The sequence below is a fragment of the Streptomyces cyaneofuscatus genome (assembly GCF_000718135.1).
Classification (GTDB): domain Bacteria; phylum Actinomycetota; class Actinomycetes; order Streptomycetales; family Streptomycetaceae; genus Streptomyces; species Streptomyces cyaneofuscatus.
Map to the genome: position 1 here is coordinate 324,008 of NZ_JOEM01000013.1, position 17,650 is coordinate 341,657.

A 17,650-nucleotide genomic window follows, 5' to 3' on the forward strand; every position below is an offset into this window, starting at 1 on the left:
GGCCACCGCCTCACCTGCCTAGACGCGCTTGACGACCCAGGCCAGGGCCAGCCAGGGAGTGCAGGCAGCCGCGAGAGCCAGGAGCCAGCCCGCCCAGGTGGGCGTCTGGAAGAAGGCGCCGGGCAGCAGAAGCAGCGCCCCGAGGCAGAGCACCAGCGCGGCCACTCCGTGGACGTCACCGCGGAACCTTCGGGCAGCGTGGACCTCGTCGCGACCGAAGAGCCCGGAGCCGAACGCAGCCGCGAAGAAGACCACCACCCAGATCCACAGGAGTGCGGCGCCGCTGTCGAAGAAGCCTGAGTCGTGATGCCGCCCGCCGAGCCCGGGACGGCCGGGGGCGTATATGACGGTCACCGAGTCACCCTCGTCCGGTACTCCGACGGTCCTCGCACCCCGGATGGTGGTTCGGCGGGAGCTGTCGTCGAACCGGAGGGTCACGACGACGTCAGCCGCGTACTCGTCGACTCCGTTCACGTTCACGCCGGTCGGCCGTGGCTCGCTCACCGTCCTCTCGATGGGAACCTCGTGGACGCCCCCTCCGGCCGTGTACACCTCCGAAACCCAACGACCCTGCTCACCGTCCGGGCCGACCGCCTGGACCAGCGCCGCACCGCTCGTCATCGGGAGCAGGACTGCGAGGAGGAGGGGCAGGCTGCGGGAGGGACGTCGCGCCGGCCCTACGGGTTTGTCCAGGTCGACCCCGCCCGCGCGCCGTGAGCGCACGGAGACCGCCATCCACATCAGTACGCACACCAGCGAGCAGCCGAACAGCGCGAACCGCAGACCCCGCGATTCCGCCCGGGGTGACAACGGCAGGATGCCCGCGATCAGCGTGACGCTCACGGCCGCCACCATCAGCATCCCGGTCACCCGCGTACGCACCGACGACACGCGCGACGATCCTGTGCGCAAGATCCCACGCTCCTCCCCCCGAGCCTCCGTGTGATCACCACCCGTCGGCCTCGAACGCCCCCGCGCCCGGTCGGCCGAGCGTACCCCCGGCCCGACACCTCGACGACGACAACTTCTAGGCTGCGGCCGCCAGGTCGCGGCAGCCCCGGCAGTGGCCCGGCTCGCTGGAGCGGAACGCACGGTCGCAGCCGTCGCAGTTCTGGGGGGGAACACGAGCGGGCGACGGACGGCCGGGGCCAGCTCCTCGGCGCCGGGGAGCGGCGGGGGCAGGAGCACGGTGAGGCGGTGCCTGACGATCTTCGCCGGGTACTTGGGCGGCTTCGGGAGGTCGGCCGTCAAGGCGCGGCGGATGGGTACGCCTCCGGCAGCTGAGGCACACGCACGCTCGCACCGCACGCTCCGAGCGCGCCGGGCGCCCTCCACGGGTGGTCGGGCGCGCTCATTCCGTCGACTTCACTCCCGTACGCCCTTTGTGGCGGAAACCCTGACACCGGCAGCCCCCTTCGGCACACTGAGTGCATGAACGATCACCCGGGGAAGTCGCCGGACCATCTTACGATCAACGTCACGCACCGGGACGACCCGGTCTTCGAGGTCACCCAGGCGGACGCGTTCGCCTCGGTGCGCAAGTACCCGAACATCGTGGTCCGGGGGCCGTTGTTCGGGCTCGCCGCGCAGGGGCGTGGGGAGCGGCCGCGCTGGCGGCTGCTGGGTGAACTCGACACCGGATTCCCGCAGATGGCCCGGGACGAGCTGAACTCGCACCTCTGGTTCAAGGCCAAGGACCACACCGAGGACCGGACCGTGCGGCGGTCGCTGCTGAAGGCCGTGGCCCGGCTGGAGAAGGACCCGGTCAACGAGGTGACGGCGGACGGGGTGCGCTACCGCGTGGTGCGGGCGGACGAGTTCGCCCGGATCGGTGACTCGCGGCTTGAGCCGCCCCGGGCCACCGACCCCGACGAGGACAGCTGGGACCTGGACGCGCCCGACCCCTCCCGCACCAAGGGGTTCGTGGTCGACCACGCGGCCGCCGTCGGGCTGGCCGAGGGCATCGACCGGGCCGGGCTGCTCCAGCTCTCGTACACCGCCGGCCGCTTCCCCGGTGACGTACGGGCCGACTCCCAAAGGGCGTTGACCACCCACCCGGGCGTCGTGCTCCTCCCGACGACGTTCCGGGTGGTGGAGCGGAAGGAGCTGTCCTGGTCGATGGTGACCGGGCAGTACGCGACCCCGCAGGGCGCCCGGCGCGCCCTCGTCCACCACCTCACCCGGCCCGTTCCGAAGCTCCCGGATATGCCGGACATGCCGGAGCTGCCCGCCTGGATGAAGGTGGACGAGAAGGAGCAGGCGATCCACGACCGGGCCGCGAAGAAGTTCATGGCGCGTCGGCGGCCCAACGAACTCATGGTGCGGGGACGCCGGTACGAGGTCGTGCGGGTGGAGCGCGTGATGCGCATCGGACCCGACGGGCCGGAGAAGCCGCGCCCGTCCGACACGGACGACTACGGCCCCTCCCAGATCCATCCCCTCATGGACGAGGAAGGGAACATCACCTACGGCTCGTAGCGTCGCCCACGCACAACTGAGGCCCCCCGCAACAGCCTTGCGGGGGGCCTCAGTTGTGCCAGTCATGCCAGTCGTGTCAGTTGCCCTTGACCGTGACCTTCTCGTCGTTCTTCAGTTGCTGCACGAGCTGCTTCACCTTCGCCTTGTCCCAGACCAGGTTGCCGTTGGCGCTGCCGGAGATCGGCATGTTCATCGACGTACCGTCGCCGCCCGTGACGCCCTTCATCGCGAAGAACATGTTGGCCAGCGACCAGAGCGACATGTCCTTGTCCACGATCAGGGTGTCCAGGCCCGCGCCCATCGTCGGGTACAGCTTGAACGGGTTGAGGACTGTGGACGGGGTCGCCGTCTGGCTCGCCAGCGCCGCGAGGAACTTCTGCTGGTTCTTCGTACGGTCCAGGTCGCTGCCCGCGAACGCGTACCGGGTGCGGACGAAGGCCAGGGACTGCTCGCCGTTCAGGGTCTGCTTCCCGGCCTGGAAGTCGGCGCCGGACTTCTTGTCCTTGAACGCCTTCGGGATGTCCATCTCGACCCCGCCGATCGCGTCCACGATCTGCGCGAAGCCGCCGAAGCCGATCTCGACGTAGTGGTCGATGCGCAGCCCGGTGTTGAACTCGACCGTGCGCACGAGGAGTTCGGGGCCGTCCTCGGCGTACGCGGCGTTCAGCTTCACCTGGCGGCCGGTGCCCTGGAACATCTTGCCGGACTCGGACCCCTTGAAGGAGGGGATCTCCACCTGGGAGTCGCGCGGCAGGGAGACCAGCGTCGGGCCGTTGGAGCCGTCGTGCAGGATCATCATCGAGTCGGTGCGCTTGCCCTCGGCGGAACCGGTGCGCAGCCGCTTCTTGTCCTCGGTCGACATGCCCTCACGGCTGTCGGAGCCGACGATCAGGTAGTTCGTCCCGTCGCCCGCTTCCGGCCGCTCGATGACCTTGGCGAGGTCGACCTCGCGCTTCAGCTTGCCGTCGGCCCAGAAGTACGTCGAGACGGAGACCACGAGGAGCACGACGACCAGGGTCAGCGCGCCGAGCTTGATCCGGCGGCGCCAGTCGACCGGCGGGCGCCCCTGGACGTAACCCGCGTCACCACCGCCACCGCCACGGCCGCCCCCGCGACCGCCGCCCCCGCCCGCGCCACCGCCGTAGACCTGGCCGGTGTTGTAGCCGCTGTCGTAACCGGGCTCGGGGCTGTTGCCGTAACCGGGCTGTCCGCCCTGGTAGCGGTCGTCATACCCCTGGCTCTGCGGGGGCACCGTCGGCCTCTGCGGCGGGGCCGGGCGGCGCTGGATGTGGGGCATCGCGCGGGCGCTCTCGGGCTGGGGGCTGGCACTGCCCCGCCCGTAGCGCTCGCTGCGGTCGCCGGTCCGTCGATCGGGCCAATCGTTCATCCGAACAGTGTGCCGTCCCGACCCACAGCTATTACAGGGTGTAAGGGAAATCGCACCAGGGCTGTTGCGAAGCTGATGCATTCCGCGCGATCCGGGCCCGCGCACAAGGTGGACGGCCCGCGCATAAGGTGGACTGTATGACAGATCAGGCCACCCGCTCGGAGCGCTCGGAAGAAGAGATTCCGGGCAAGCCCACCGCCGCGTCCCGCACCACCCTCAGCCACATCATGACCGGCAGCGACACCAACCTCCTGGGTACGGTGCACGGTGGCGTGATCATGAAACTGGTCGACGACGCGGCGGGCGCCGTGGCCGGACGGCACTCCGGCGGGCCCGCCGTGACCGCCTCGATGGACGAGATGGTGTTCCTGGAGCCGGTCAGGGTGGGTGACCTCGTTCACGTACGCGCCCAGGTGAACTGGACCGGCCGCTCCTCCATGGAGGTCGGCGTCCGCGTGATGGCCGAGCGCTGGAACGAGTCCACCCCCGCCCAGCAGGTCGGCAGCGCCTACCTCGTCTTCGCCGCCGTCGACGGGGACGGCAAGCCGCGCCGCGTACCGCCGGTGGTCCCCGAGACCGAGCGCGACAAGCGGCGCTACCAGGAGGCGCAGATCCGGCGCACCCACCGCCTCGCGCGCCGCCGGGCGATCAAGGAGCTGCGGGAGAAGCGCGTGGCCGACGGCATCGACGACTGAGGTCCCCGTAACGCCGTAGCGGTCCTACGGGCAGACCACCTCGTCGCCCGTCACCGTGGCGAACTCGCCCGTCTGCTTGCTCTCCGCCCGCACCGGCCGCACCTTCGTGAAGTCCGAGCCGGCCGTCACCTCCATCGTGGCGCCCTGCCCCTTCACCGCCTTCAGCTCGCTCCCGGGCAACGCGGCGGCCAGCGACTTCGCCGACCGGTCCCAGCGCGGGTCGTACGTCACGAGCGTCCGCGCCAGGTCGCGCAGCGTGCCGTTGAGCGGGGCGTCGGTGGTGTTGAAGCCGGTCGCGCGCAGGCCGGCGTCCACGTCCTTGCCGAGGCCGTCCTTCGGGGTGCCGTTGTAGACCTGCACCCGGATCTCCTCCGGTGCCACGTCCACCAACGTCGCCCGGTCCTTCTTCGCGGCGGCCGCCGCCGGCTTCGGCTCGGCCGGGGCCAGCGGCTTGTCCTCGCGCAGCGCCTGGAACAGCTTCTTCGACTTCGCCGCGTCCCACTGGACCGTGGAGCCGATGCCCTTGACCGGGAAGCTCGGATTCCCGATGGGTACGGAGGTGAACTCCGACGACGCCGGGCTGAAGTCCTTCATCGCCTTGCCGAGCTCCAGCATCTGCTCCGTACCGAACCCCTCGTCGGCCCGGACCGAGCCCAGCACCGACGCGGAGACCTGCCGGAACCGCACCGGGTTCAACAGCACCCCGTTGCTCGTCGCCTCCTTGATCAGCGCCGCCATGAACTTCTGCTGGCGCTGCATCCGGCCCAGGTCGGAACCCACGTCGACATGGCGGGAGCGTACGTACTGGAGCGCCCGGCCGCCGTCGAGCTTGTGGGTGCCGGCGGGCAGGTCCAGTCCGGTGTACGAGTCCTTCATCGGCCGGGCCGTACAGATCTGCACCCCGCCCACCGCGTCGACCGTCTTCATGAAGCTGGTGAAATCGACCTCCAGATAGTGGTCGACCTTGACGCCCGTCATGTGCTCGACCGTCCGCACGGTCAGCGTCGGCCCGCCCTCCGCGTAGGCGGCGTTGAGCTTCACCGGGTGGCTGTTGTGCTTCTTGCCGGTGGTGCGGTCGGTGTGGGCCGGGATCTCCGCGTAACTGTCCCGGGGGAGGCTCACGACGCTCGCCCGCTGCTTGTCGGCCGAGAGGTGGACCAGCATGATCGTGTCGGTGCAGTGGCAGGGCGCGCCGCCCAGCTTGTACTTCTGCTTCTCCGCCTTGGTGATGGTGTCCCGGCCGTCGGTGCCCACGAGCAGCAGATTGGTCCCGTGCCCGGACTGGGGGCGGTTCTTCATGTCCTTGAACGGGTCGACCCGGCCGATCCCGCCCTCCAGGCCGCTCACCACGGCGTGACCGATGCCACCCGCGCCCAGCACCAGCACCGAGAGCCCGGTGGCGACCCGCATGCCCCAGCGCGGCCGCTCGTCCTGCTTCCGGGAGCGAACCGGCCGGCCGCCCTGCGGAGGCCGGCGGCGCGGGGGAGTGGTGCGGGGGCGGGGCGGGCGCTGCGGGGAGCGGGGGGCGGTCACGGGTGGAGACACCTCCGGGTGGTCACGGCGGGGAGACACCTCCGTGGTGCGAGGGGACCATCGCACGGTAGGCCCATACGATCTCCGCCCCGGCCCGCCACCCGGCGGCGCGCGCACCGGTGTCCCCCATTCGCGGTAACGTGGCGGCCGAATAACGCCCCCTCCCGGGGTGCCCGCCTCCTGGGCGCGGAACCCCTGGCGCCCCCGAGGACCCCCTGAGGACCACATGTCTGCCGCGCAGTACCCCGCCGTCTCCGTGATCATGCCGGTGCTCAACGAGGAACGCCATCTCAGGAACTCGGTCCGGCACATCCTGGAGCAGGAGTACGCCGGTGAGATGGAGGTCGTGATCGCGCTCGGCCCCTCCACCGACCGCACGGACGAGATCGCCGCCCAGCTGGTCGCCGAGGACCCCCGGGTCCACACGGTCCCCAACCCCACCGGCCGCACCCCCGCCGCCCTCAACGCGGCGATCAAGGCCTCCCGCCACCCCGTCGTCGTCCGCGTCGACGGCCACGGCATGCTCTCGCCGAACTACATCGCGACCGCCGTCCGCCTCCTGGAGGAGACCGGCGCGCAGAACGTCGGCGGCATCATGCACGCCGAGGGCGAGAACGCCTGGGAGGACGCCGTCGCCGCCGCGATGACCTCGAAGATCGGCGTCGGCAACGCGGCCTTCCACACGGGCGGCCAGGCGGGCCCGGCCGAGACGGTGTACCTGGGCGTCTTCCGGCGCGAGGCGCTGGAGCGGGCCGAGGGCTACAACGTGGAGTTCATCCGCGCCCAGGACTGGGAGCTGAACTTCCGGATCCGCGAGGCCGGCGGGCTGATCTGGTTCTCGCCCGAGCTGAAGGTCCAGTACCGCCCGCGCCCCTCGGTGAAGGCGCTCGCCAAGCAGTACAAGGACTACGGCCGCTGGCGCCACGTCGTCGCCCGCTACCACGCCGGCTCGATCAACCTGCGCTACCTCGCCCCGCCGACCGCCGTCGTCGCCATCGCGGCGGGCCTGGTGCTGGGCGCGGCCGTCACCCCGTGGGCGCTCCTCGTCCCCGGCGGGTACGTGGCCGCGATCACCGCCGGGTCGCTGCCCGCCGGCAAGGGGCTCTCGCTGAAGGCCCGTGCGCAGATCCCGGTGGCGCTGGCGACCATGCACATGTGCTGGGGCTTCGGCTTCCTCACCAGCCCGCGCTCCCTGGCGAAGCGGGTCATCGCGAGCCGCCGCCCGTCGCTCGCGGGCAGCGCGAGCAGCAGCAGCGAGACGGTCTGATCCGGCCGGTTCCGTACGCGAAGGGCCCCACCGGTGCCGACCGGCGGGGCCCTGTACGTACGGTCCGCTAGGTCACCAGCTGTACTTCGGGTCGACCTTCATGCAGCCTTCCTCCTCGCCGTTCTGCGCGCCCGCCGACTCCGGAGTCTTCTCCGTGCCCTTGGAGACGGGGTAGGCCCCGTCCTCGCGCCAGTCGGCGCCCACGGCGAGTGAGATCCCCGAGACGTCGGTCGACCGCTTCACCTGCGAGACCGGGACCCCGAGCGCCTTGGCGACCGCCTGGGCGTCGCCCTCCAGATCCGCGCTCGGATACAGGATCGAGGTCCGCGTCGACCCCGCCACGTTGTCCGGGTCGACGGTGGCCTTCGCGAAGCCCGACTCCTTGAGCAGCTTCTCCACGTCACCCGCCCGCCCGGAGACCGGTCCCAGGGCGTCGGTGGCGGTCCCGTTCCGTACGGCCACGGCGATTTCGCCGACCGGCGCCGACGGGTCCTTCGGCTCCACCTTCTTCCGCTTGGACGCCTTGCCGTCCAGCGGCATGTCCTCGCGGACCATCCGGAACAGCTGCTCCGCGTCGCCCGCCTTCGGGTACACGCGGCCCCTGTTGACGCCGGTGCCGTACACGTTCGGCATGGTCGACATCGTGATGCGCTTGGTCGGGACCTTCTTCAGCTCCTCGGCCAGGTCGTAGAGCTTCTTGACCGTGTCGAGCCCCTTGTCGACCGTCAGCGCGGTGGTCGCGGCCTCGGCCAGGTTCATCAGCTTCGCCGGGTCGGTGAGCTTGGTGCCCTTGCGCAGCTGGCGCACCATCGAGTTCATGTACTGGTGCTGGGCCTTGGCCCGGGCCAGGTCGCTGCCGTCCTCGAAGCCGTACCGGGTGCGCAGCCACTGGAGGGCCTGCTCGCCCTGGACGGAGTGGGTGCCCTTCTCCAGTTTCAGCCCGGAACCACCGCGGCCGTTGGCGCCGCGTGAGTGGATGTTGGCGTCCACACAGACCGGGACGCCGCCGATCGCGTCGGCCATGGAGACCACACCGGCGAAGTCGATCATCATGAAGTGGTCGATCCGGATGCCGGTCAGCTCGTACCAGGCGGCCACCGTGCACCCCGGACCACCGCGGCGCAGGCTCTGGTTGGTCTGTACGTCCACCGTGCTGGCCGGGAAGACCTCGCCGTCCGGGGCGGTGCACTTGGGCATCTTCAGCATGGTGTCGCGCGGCATGCTGACCACGGAGAGGTTGGAGCGGTCCGCGGAGAGGTGGAGCAGCATCTGCACATCGGCGAGCGGAGGGGAGCCGAAGGTCTCCTTCGCGCCGCCCAGCTTCTGGTTCTCCGCGGAGTCCCGGGCGTCGGAGCCGATGAGCAGGATGTTGAGCGGGGTCTGCCCGGCGGCGTTGGCCTTGTGGTCGGCCATCTGCCGGTCGCCCAGGGTCAGGTCCCCTTTCTTGATGTTGCCGTTGAGGTGCTCGTAGTAGAGATAGCCGGCCCCACCGGCGCCGAGTATCAGCAGGGCGAGTGCGGAGGAGACCCAGCGCAGGGCGCGCCGTTTGCCGCTCTTGGGGGCGCGGCGGCTGCTGCTGCGGGCGCTGCGGCCCCGGCTGTTCCTGCCCCGCGAACCGGCCCGACGGCCCGGCCCGTCACCTGCTGCGTTCGCGGCCGGTTCGCCCGCCCCGCCGTCACCGCTCTCGCGGTGCGTACGGCCCCCGCCGTCCCCGTCCCCGTTCTCGTACAGGCCCTCGTCCCCACCGGGCCGATCCGCGTGACGGACGCGTGACCGTGTCCCCTCCCCGTGCGTACTGCTCCGTCCCACCGGACCCCCCATGCTGTTCAGATTTCCGCGGATGACGCGGTGACTCGGTGACGTGATGTCACTTGGCGCAGACCGCCTTGTCCGCGCTCGACTTCTCGACGTCCTCCGGCATCTTCGCCGGTCCCGTGATGGGTATGCCCGCGCCCTTGAAGTCCGCCCCCAGCGTCAGCACCATCGCCTCCAGCCCTTCGGCGTCGGCGGTGCCCGGCTTCATGGCCGATGCGGGCAGGCCCATCATCTCGGCGAGCGCGCGGGCCTGGTCGGCCTGGTTGGGCGCGTACTCCAGTGTCGTCTTCTTGATCTTCTCGGGGGCGTTGGCCTTGTTCGTGGACTTCAGCACGCCCTGCTGGTTCTGCAGCCAGGTGACGGTCGCGCCCGCGGCGCCGGGGATCTCCCCGCCGTTGAGGACGTCCACCCGTACGTCGGCGGGCGCGGCCTTCGGGCCCTTGAGGAGGGCCGCCTGCTTGCCCTTGGCGGCCTTCTGCTTCTGTTTCACCTCGGTCAGCGAGGTGTCGGAGCGCAGCATCGCGAAGAGCTGCTCACCCTTGACCGGGTCCACGACCACGGTGATGGGCTTCGGCTCGGCCGGGTTGTCGATGACCGGCATCGTCAGGAAGGTGATGTTCTTCGTGTCGACCTTGCCGATCTCCTGGGCCAGCGTCATCAGCTTCTTCGCGTCGCCGATGGCCGTGTCGACCGTCAGCGCGTTGGTGGCCGCGTCGGCGAGCGTGTACAGCTTCTTCGGGTTGGTCAGGGTGTCGCTCGACTTCATCTCGCGGATCATCGAGGCGAGGAACTGCTGCTGCACCTTGATCCGGTCGAGGTCGCTCTCGTTGCCGAAGCTGTGCCGGGTGCGGAGCAGGGCCAGGGCCATCTCGCCCTGCACCTCCGACGTGCCCTGCGGCAGCTTCAGATGCGACTTCGGGTCGTCGACCGGCTTGGCCATGCAGACCTCGACGCCGCCCACCGCGGTGGTCAGCTCCTTGACCGCGTTGAAGTCGACCATCATGAAGTGGTCGGGCTTCACGCCGGTGATGTTCTCGACCGTCTTCATCGTGCAGCCGGGATTGCGGCCGCTCTGGCCGAGGCTGGTGTTGAAGCGCTCGTTCGGGGTGCCGGGGATGGTCGTGGAGGTGCCGTCCGATCCCTTCGTCTCGCACTCGGGGATCTCGGTCATCAGGTCGCGCGGGATGCTCATCGCCGTCGCGTTGGTCCGGTCCTCGGAGACGTGGAACAGGATGGTGGTGTCGGCGTGGCCCGCGCTGCCCTTGTCGCCGTACCCCTCGTTGCCCTTGCCGGTGCGCTTGTCGGTGCCGATGATCAGGATGTTCATCGGGCCGTCGCTGATGACGTTCTTGCTGCCCTGGTCGCCGATGTCGATGGCGTCGATGTTCCCGTTGAGCTTCTCGTACAGGATGTACGCGCCCACCGCGGTGGTGGCGACGAGGAACGCCGTCACCCCGCCCGTCCACATCAGCGCCTTCTTACGCCGCGCCTTCGGGGCCTTGCGCTTACGGCGTCCCGCGGTGGCCGTGGCCTCCGCGCCGCGCCCGCCGCTCTGCGAGGACCGGCGGCTGCGCTGGCCCGGCACCTCGGGGGAGGTGGTCCCCCGCCGGCCTGAACCCTCACGGCCGTCCCGCGGAGCGCCGGTCCGCGTGTCGCCGCGGAGGCCGGAATCCTCGGCAGTGGCGGTACGCGCGGCGACCGGCGACTCCCCTGCGGATTGGTCCAGTCGCAGTTCGTAATTGCCGGTGTGCGGGTTGAGTACCCACTGGTCTGCGGGGTCGATATCGTCCGCCCGCCCACGGCTTTGCGCATCCACGGTTGCCTGAGTCCTCCGTCGGTGCCACGCGAGGCGCCCTCCCCCGGCAAGGCGCTCGTTCCTTCGCTCCGGCAGTGCACGACCTGATGGCCGGAAGCACCGGATCGCGTCACACTATCCGCCCCGTTCGTAAAGGAGCGACGTGCGTGACCCACACCACGCTCCTTACAACCGGGCATTCTTCCCATTGCGCGTCGATTGTCTTCTATGTCTTGGCAATTGCTTTACTGCTCACACAGGTCGTCCGCAGCGCTCGAACCCGAATAGGTGGGTGTGGGAGTCGGACTTTCGGAGTCGGAACCGGCCTCGTCAGGCTTCTCGTCCTGAGCCTTTTCCTTCTCCTCCTCCTTCTCCTTGAGCTCGTCCGCCGGAACCACCGCCACGGGCTTGTCCTCGCGCAGTTGCTTGAAAAGTTCGCTCGCGTCCGGTTCGACGAGTTCGTCCCGATTCACGTTCTGGCGGTACGGCTGCCGGGGCACGGTCAGGAACTGCACCTGGTCGGTCGGTACGTCGCGCATGCTCCGCACCAGGTCGTACAGGTCCCGCAGCGAGTCCAGACCCGGGTCGGTCGTCAGCGACTTGGTCGCCGCGTCCAGGACCGGGTAGAGCCGCGTCGGGTTGAGGAGGACGCCGTTGCTCTGCATCTTGTTGACCAGGGCGCCGAGGAACCTCTGCTGGCGCTCCATCCGTTCGGTGTCGCTGCCGTCGCCGAGGGTCTTGCGCGCCCGTACGTAGCCGAGCGCCTCCTCCCCGTTCAGCGTCTGCCGCCCGGCCGGGAGCTCCAGGCGCGCGTCCTTGTCGTCGATCGGCTCCTTGAGGCAGATCTCGACCCCGTCCACGGCGTCGACCATGTCCTTGAACCCGTTGAAGTCGACGACCATGTGGTGGTCGATCCGGATGCCGGTCAGCCGCTCCACCGTACGGATCGTGCAGGCGGTCCCGCCGAGCTCGAACGCCGAGTTGAACTGGGTGAACTGCTCCCGGGTCTCCTTGTCGTCCCCGGTGCGGCACTTGGGGACCTCCACCATCAGGTCGCGGGGGAGGGACACCGCGGTCGCGCTCTTCCGGTCCGCCGCGAGGTGCAGCAGGATCGTGGTGTCGGAGCGCTGGCTGCCGCCGTCGTCACGGCCGTACTCACGGTTGTCGCCGGACCTGCTGTCCGACCCGATCAGCAGGATGTTCTGGGCATCCATGACGACCGGGGTGGGCCGCTCCTTCTCGTAGACCTTCAGCTCGGCGGCGGCGCTGGTGTCGGTGGTGATGTTGCCGTCGAGCTTCTTGTACAGCCACCAGCCGGCCCCCGCGGAGATCATCACGAGGAACGAGGCGCCGAGGGCGGCCCAGCGCAGCCAGGGCCGCTTCCGGCGGGACGCGCTGCCGTCCTTGGGATGGTCGGCCCAGGTCTGTGCGCCGGCGGCGCTTTTCCCATCGCTGCCGTGCTGGTCGCCGTCCCCGCCGTCGCCCTCGCCGTCCTCCCGGGCGCCGGCCTCGCCCTCGTCACCGGAGTCCTGAGGCGCGTCGTTCTCGGGTACGGCCCCGGGCTCGGGCTCTTCTTTCGAGTCCGTGGCCCCCGGCTCCTCCTGCGACCTGCCCTGCGACCTGCCCTGCGGCGTGTCCCCGGCCGGGAGGTCCGGGTCGGCCGGCGTGCCAGCACTGTCGGTCACGTCTGCGTCCATCCTTCACGTTCGGCGGCGCGATGGGCCGCCGGTCGCAGGAGTAGACGGCTGAACCTCACGCTTGGTTGTGTACTGACCGGAGACTGGTCTGTACCGCCGATCATCTACCCCCGTCGTCGATCGTTATCGGGGGCTCGGCCCGCTGTGGGCCGGACGAGTGCACCTCAGGGCGCTTGTCATACCGCCGTGTTGGTGACCCGCTCGCTCTCGACCCGCTTCGCCAGCCCTTCCGCGCCGAGCTGCCCGAGGTGGCGGCAGAGGACCACGGACCCCCCGGAGGCCAGTGGCGCGAAGAGACCGGTGCTCAGCCCCTCCCAGGTGTCGAACGTGTGCCCGGTCAGCAGCCGCGACCCCGGTACGAGCCCGAGGGCCTCGGCGTCCTCGCGGGCCTTCGCGACGAGTTGCGCACCGGTCAGCTCGACCCCGCCCACGGTCAGCGCCGGAGCCTGAGGGTCCACCGGGGCGAAGGGGACGAAGCGGTCGCCCTGGCTCGGCACCTCCACCGCGTAGTCGGCGAAGCCCGCGGGCGGCTGCGGGAACCGGCCGCCCAGCGGACGCAGCGCCAGCGCGACCCGCTCACCGCGGCAGGCCCGGGCCCGCTCCAGCGTGTCCGGCCCGCTCACCACGAGGTCGGCGGCGGCGGGGTCGCCCTGGACATCGGCGACGACCCCGGCCGAGGAGCAGGCGAGCAGCCAGACCGCGGACTGCCAGTGTGCGGGGAGGAGCAGGGCGAGCCGGTCGCCGGGCTCGGCGGCGAGGTCGCTCTGGATCAGGTTGGCGGTCTTGGCCACCCAATTGGCGAAGGTGGCCACCGACAGTTCGACGCGTTCTCCGGTGGCGTCGTCGTAGAAGGTGACCAGGGGGCGGGCCGGGTCCGCGGCGAGGGCGGATCGCAGCAGGTCGGCGGCGGTACGGTCGCTGGAGTTCATCCGCGCAAGAGTACGCGGGGAGGCTGTGCGGGGCGGGCTGAACGGGTGTCACGTACACCGGTTCGGTAGACAGGTCATCAGATGCGGCTCTCCGCCCGGGTAGCCGGACTTGTCTGGTTATGGCCAGGATCATGTGTATGCGTGCACTACTGGTCACCTCAGTCGGCGTCACCTGTGCAGCGGCCCTCACTCTGCCGCTCGCCACCCCCGCGGCCTCCGCCCCCGCTCCCCACTCCGCCTCGGCCCTGCCTCCCTCGACGTCCCCGGCGTCACCGGGTGCGGGGCCGCCTTCGGCACAGGCCGAAGCGACGACAAGGGAGGCCCTCGCCCCCGACACCCCCGACACTCCCGAAACCGCCGAGAGCAAACCCCGTAAGGCTGAGTCCGCCGAACCGGCCGGCTCGACGCAGTCGCTGCCCCTCGCCCCCCTGGACGCCCCCTCGGACCGGGTCGCGGGAGCGGCGGCGGCCCAAGGCCTGCCCCAGCGCGACGCCCGGCCCTTCTCCCTGGTCGGCGTGGTCTGGGACGACGCCGAGGCCGAACTGCACGGCACGGTCCAGGTCCGTACCCGGGCCACCGGCACCACACGCTGGTCCGACTGGCAGGACGTCGAGACCCACAACGCCGAGCACGCCGCCGACCTCGGCAGCGCCGAGCGCGAGGGGCGTACGGTGCGGGGCGCGACGGCTCCGCTCTGGGTCGGCGACTCGGACGGCGTGGAGGTACGCGTACGTCCGGAAGCCCGGGACTCCCAGGACCGCGCGGCCACCCCAGTACCGCTCCCCGAAGGCATGCGCCTGGAACTCGTCGACCCCGGCGAAGGCCCAGGTGAGGGCCCAGGTGAGGACCCGGGTGAGGCCTCCGCGCCGGAGCCCGCCCGAGGCGCCCCCGCCGGCCGTGCGGCGGCCGTCCCCGCCGGCTTCGCGGACACCCCGCCGACCGCCGCCGCCCTCCCGGAGGTCCTGACGGCAGAGATCGCCGCGGCCTCGGCGGTCAACGCGGAGCTCGCCGAGCTCGGCGCGACCGTCATCCCCGCCCTCACCCAGGCGGAGACGCTGGAGTCGGTGGAGCTGGCACCGGGCGCGAAGCCGTACATCGGTCCGCGGCCGGGCATCGTCACCCGCAAGGGCTGGGGCGCCGACGAGAAGCTGCGCGAGAAGAACTTCGCGTACACGAAGACGGTCAAGGCGGCCTTCGTGCACCACAGCGCGACCGGCAACAACTACACCTGCAAGCAGGCCCCCTCGGTGCTGCGCAGCATCTACCGCTACCACGTCAAGAGCAGCGGCTGGCGCGACTTCGGCTACAACTTCGCCGTCGACAAGTGCGGAAACATCTACGAGGGCCGGGCCGGCGGCGTCACGAAGGCGGTCCTCGGAGCGCACACCCTGGGCTTCAACACCAACACCATGGGCATCGCGGTGCTCGGCTCCTACGCCTCCACCAACCCGCCCGCCGCCGCGGTGACCGCCGTCTCCAAGCTCACGGCATGGAAACTCGGACTGTTCGGCCGCAACCCCAAGGGCAAGATCACCCTCGTCTCCGGCGGGAGCAACAAGTACAAGGCGGGCGTGAAGGTCAAGATGAACGTCATCTCGGGCCATCGGGACGGATTCGCAACCGAATGCCCCGGAGCGCGTCTTTACAAGAAGCTCGGCAAGGCCAGGACCAGCTCCGCCAAACTGCAGGGCCGCTGACCGGTTCATGTCGGACCGGTCTGCTTAGACTGGCCAGCCATATACCCAGGCCAGGCCCCAGCAGGAAGCAGAGACGGTGCTGTGACAGAGGCAAAAGAAGCGATCCTCCTGGTCGGGGGCAAAGGCACCCGGCTGCGCCCGCTCACGGTGCACACCCCGAAGCCGATGGTCCCGGCGGCGGGGGTCCCCTTCCTGACCCACCAGCTGGCGCGGGCCAGGGCGGCCGGGGTGGAGCACATCGTGCTCGCCACGTCCTACCTGGCCGAGGTCTTCGAGCCGTACTTCGGCGACGGCTCCTCGCTCGGCCTGCACATCGAGTACGTCACCGAGCAGGAGCCGCTCGGCACCGGCGGCGCGATACGCAACGTCGCGGCCAAGCTCTCCTCCGGTCCCGACGAGCCGGTCCTGATCCTCAACGGCGACATCCTCACCGGCCTCGACATCCGGGCCCTGGTCGCCACCCACAACGATTCCGGGGCGGACGTCTCGCTCCACCTGACCCGGGTGGAGGACCCGCGCGCCTTCGGACTCGTACCGACGGACGCGACGGGCCGGGTCACGGCCTTCCTGGAGAAGCCGCAGACGCCCGAGGAGATCGTCACCGACCAGATCAACGCCGGGGCGTACATCTTCCGGCGTTCGGTCATCGACACCATCCCCGAGGGCCGCCCGGTCTCCGTCGAGCGCGAGACCTTCCCCGGCCTGCTCGCCTCCGGCGCCCACCTCCAGGGCATGGTCGACTCCACCTACTGGCTGGACCTGGGCACCCCGCAGGCCTTCGTACGCGGCTCCGCCGACCTGGTCCTGGGCCGCGCCCCGTCCCCGGCCGTCCCGGGCCGCTGCGGCGACCGCCTGGTCCTGGAGAGCGCCACGGTGGCCGTCGACGCCAAGCTCACCGGCGGCACGGTGATCGGCGCCGACGCGGTGATCGGCGCGGGCGCGAGGATCGACGGCTCGGCGGTCCTGGCCGGAGCGGTGGTCGAGGCGGGCGCGGTCGTCACGGACTCGCTCATCGGGGCGGGCGCGCGGATCGGCAGCCGTACGGTGCTGAGCGGCGCGGTCATCGGGGACGGCGCCCGGGTGGGCGCGGACAACGAACTGCGCGACGGGGTCCGGATCTGGTGCGGGGCGGTCCTCCCGGACGCCGCGATCCGCTTCTCGTCGGACCAGTAGCGCGCGGCCGGGCCCCGTACCCTCAAGAGGACACTTCCAGCACCAGAAACCCCCGAGGCCCCACCCGTGGCAGGACGATTCGCCCCCCGCACCGCACGCCCGCCCCTGCCGCACCAGGCAGCGCCGACGGCGCGGGGCACGGGCCTTTCTGCGGCGACGCGGGGCACGGGCGCGGGCCGTTCCCCGGCGCCGCGGGCCACGGGCACGGGCCCTTCCCCGGCCGGGCGGTGCGACGACACGCCCCTGACCCGGGAATGGACCCCGCCGGGCCCGCTGGACCTGCGCCTGGTGCTGAGCCCGCTGCGCAGGGGCCCGGCCGACCCGACGTTCCGGATGGCGGCGGGCGGCACGTTCTGGCGGGCCACCCGCACGCCGGAGGGCCCGGGCACCCTGCGGGTGGTGGCGCGCGGCGACCGGATCGGAGCGGAGGCCTGGGGCCCGGGAGCGGAGTGGCTGCTCGCCGGCCTCCCCGCGCTCCTGGGCGCCGAGGACGACCCGGATGCCTTCACCCCGCACCACCGCCTGCTCGCAGCGACCCGGCACCGCCGCCCCGGCCTGCGGCTGCTGCGCACGGGCCTGGTGATGGAGTCGCTGATCCCGTCGATCCTGGAACAGAAGGTCACCACGGACGAGGCGTACCGCGCCTGGCGCCTCCTGGTCCGCCGCTACGGAACCCTGGCCCCCGGCCCGACGGCCACGCTCGGCCTCCACGTCATGCCGGACGCACGCACATGGGCGATGATCCCGTCCTGGGAGTGGCACAAGGCAGGGGTCGACGCCAAGCGCTCCTCCACGATCATGCGAGCGGTACGGGTGGCCCACAGGCTGGAGGAGGCGTCGACGATGCCATTGGCGGAGGCCACAGCCCGCCTGGAACTGATCCCCGGCATCGGCCCCTGGACCTCCGCCGAAACCCTCCAGCGCTCCAACGGCGCCCCGGACGCGGTGACGGTGGGCGACTACCACCTCCCCGGCATCGTGGGCCACGCCCTGGCGGACAACCGCCACGCGACCGACGAGGAGATGCTGACCCTCCTGAGCCCCTACGAGGGCCAACGCCACCGGGCGACGCGCCTGATCCTGCTGTCGGGCCGCATCCCGGAGCGCAGGGGCCCGAGGATGACACCGGGGAACATCGCAGCGCTGTAAGCCCGATCCAGCCCCTCCGGCGTTTGATGAGCGGG

13 protein-coding genes and 1 pseudogene are annotated in these 17,650 nt (G+C 70.9%); 6 read left to right on the top strand and 8 right to left on the bottom strand.

The window, feature by feature from the left end:
- Positions 1-18: 18 nt before the first annotated feature.
- Entirely contained in the window at positions 19-891 is an 873-nt protein-coding gene (locus tag IF17_RS0122720; RefSeq protein ID WP_030568773.1) for a hypothetical protein, read from the bottom strand.
- A 136-nt stretch (positions 892-1,027) separates the two neighbouring features.
- Positions 1,028-1,263, bottom strand: a pseudogene (locus IF17_RS1000000139875) (hypothetical protein); the annotation flags it as partial.
- Between the two features lie 168 nt (positions 1,264-1,431).
- On the opposite strand from IF17_RS1000000139875, the gene IF17_RS0122725 reads away from it, so the two are divergent.
- On the top strand, positions 1,432-2,478 hold the full coding sequence (locus tag IF17_RS0122725) for a DUF5954 family protein (RefSeq protein ID WP_030568775.1): 1,047 nt from the start codon (positions 1,432-1,434) through the stop codon (positions 2,476-2,478).
- 76 nt (positions 2,479-2,554) lie between these two features.
- Here the strand turns inward: IF17_RS0122725 and IF17_RS0122730 are convergent, their stop codons facing one another.
- Positions 2,555-3,865 carry an LCP family protein gene (locus IF17_RS0122730; RefSeq protein WP_078616001.1) on the bottom strand — a complete coding sequence of 437 codons (1,311 nt, stop codon included), beginning with the start codon at positions 3,863-3,865 and terminating at the stop codon, positions 2,555-2,557.
- Between the two features lie 137 nt (positions 3,866-4,002).
- Between IF17_RS0122730 and IF17_RS0122735 the strand changes: the two genes are divergently transcribed.
- The gene (locus IF17_RS0122735; RefSeq protein ID WP_015608950.1) at positions 4,003-4,560 is read left to right on the top strand and encodes an acyl-CoA thioesterase; all 558 of its coding nucleotides are present in this window, start codon (positions 4,003-4,005) and stop codon (positions 4,558-4,560) included.
- Positions 4,561-4,584: 24 nt separating this feature from the next.
- On the opposite strand, the gene IF17_RS0122740 is transcribed toward IF17_RS0122735, so the two are convergent.
- Entirely contained in the window at positions 4,585-6,093 is a 1,509-nt protein-coding gene (locus tag IF17_RS0122740) for an LCP family protein (protein ID WP_435807960.1), read from the bottom strand.
- Positions 6,094-6,319: 226 nt separating this feature from the next.
- Here IF17_RS0122740 and IF17_RS0122745 point away from each other — a divergent pair, with 226 nt between their 5' ends.
- The gene (locus tag IF17_RS0122745) at positions 6,320-7,360 is read left to right on the top strand and encodes a glycosyltransferase family 2 protein (protein WP_030568781.1); all 1,041 of its coding nucleotides are present in this window, start codon (positions 6,320-6,322) and stop codon (positions 7,358-7,360) included.
- Positions 7,361-7,432: 72 nt separating this feature from the next.
- Here the strand turns inward: IF17_RS0122745 and IF17_RS0122750 are convergent, their stop codons facing one another.
- From IF17_RS0122750 to IF17_RS0122765, 4 genes are all read right to left on the bottom strand, one after another.
- Entirely contained in the window at positions 7,433-9,181 is a 1,749-nt protein-coding gene (locus IF17_RS0122750; RefSeq protein ID WP_030568783.1) for an LCP family protein, read from the bottom strand.
- Between the two features lie 46 nt (positions 9,182-9,227).
- On the bottom strand, positions 9,228-10,991 hold the full coding sequence (locus IF17_RS0122755) for an LCP family protein (protein ID WP_373036948.1): 1,764 nt from the start codon (positions 10,989-10,991) through the stop codon (positions 9,228-9,230).
- Between the two features lie 224 nt (positions 10,992-11,215).
- Positions 11,216-12,667 (bottom strand): LCP family protein, encoded by a 1,452-nt coding sequence (locus tag IF17_RS0122760; RefSeq protein ID WP_030568787.1) that lies wholly within the window; start codon positions 12,665-12,667, stop codon positions 11,216-11,218.
- Positions 12,668-12,843: 176 nt separating this feature from the next.
- Positions 12,844-13,596 carry a TIGR03089 family protein gene (locus IF17_RS0122765; protein WP_030568789.1) on the bottom strand — a complete coding sequence of 251 codons (753 nt, stop codon included), beginning with the start codon at positions 13,594-13,596 and terminating at the stop codon, positions 12,844-12,846.
- 137 nt (positions 13,597-13,733) lie between these two features.
- Between IF17_RS0122765 and IF17_RS0122770 the strand changes: the two genes are divergently transcribed.
- The 3 genes from IF17_RS0122770 (at position 13,734) to IF17_RS0122780 (ending at position 17,615) form a co-directional block, all read left to right on the top strand.
- The gene (locus tag IF17_RS0122770; RefSeq protein WP_030568791.1) at positions 13,734-15,293 is read left to right on the top strand and encodes an N-acetylmuramoyl-L-alanine amidase; all 1,560 of its coding nucleotides are present in this window, start codon (positions 13,734-13,736) and stop codon (positions 15,291-15,293) included.
- Positions 15,294-15,374: 81 nt separating this feature from the next.
- On the top strand, positions 15,375-16,466 hold the full coding sequence (manB, locus tag IF17_RS0122775; RefSeq protein WP_030568793.1) for a mannose-1-phosphate guanylyltransferase: 1,092 nt from the start codon (positions 15,375-15,377) through the stop codon (positions 16,464-16,466).
- Between the two features lie 66 nt (positions 16,467-16,532).
- On the top strand, positions 16,533-17,615 hold the full coding sequence (locus IF17_RS0122780; protein WP_030568795.1) for a DNA-3-methyladenine glycosylase family protein: 1,083 nt from the start codon (positions 16,533-16,535) through the stop codon (positions 17,613-17,615).
- The last annotated feature ends 35 nt before the right edge of the window (positions 17,616-17,650 follow it).

Bases quoted from the DNA above. Each gene is read 5' to 3' on its own strand.
- IF17_RS0122725 (WP_030568775.1), top strand. From the start codon at position 1,432: ATGAACGATCACCCGGGGAAGTCGCCGGACCATCTTACGATCAACGTC.
- IF17_RS0122750 (WP_030568783.1), bottom strand. From the start codon at position 9,181: ATGGGGGGTCCGGTGGGACGGAGCAGTACGCACGGGGAGGGGACACGG.
- IF17_RS0122735 (WP_015608950.1), top strand. From the start codon at position 4,003: ATGACAGATCAGGCCACCCGCTCGGAGCGCTCGGAAGAAGAGATTCCG.
- IF17_RS0122770 (WP_030568791.1), top strand. From the start codon at position 13,734: ATGCGTGCACTACTGGTCACCTCAGTCGGCGTCACCTGTGCAGCGGCC.
- IF17_RS0122765 (WP_030568789.1), bottom strand. From the start codon at position 13,596: ATGAACTCCAGCGACCGTACCGCCGCCGACCTGCTGCGATCCGCCCTC.
- IF17_RS0122730 (WP_078616001.1), bottom strand. From the start codon at position 3,865: ATGAACGATTGGCCCGATCGACGGACCGGCGACCGCAGCGAGCGCTAC.
- IF17_RS0122760 (WP_030568787.1), bottom strand. From the start codon at position 12,667: ATGGACGCAGACGTGACCGACAGTGCTGGCACGCCGGCCGACCCGGAC.
- IF17_RS0122745 (WP_030568781.1), top strand. From the start codon at position 6,320: ATGTCTGCCGCGCAGTACCCCGCCGTCTCCGTGATCATGCCGGTGCTC.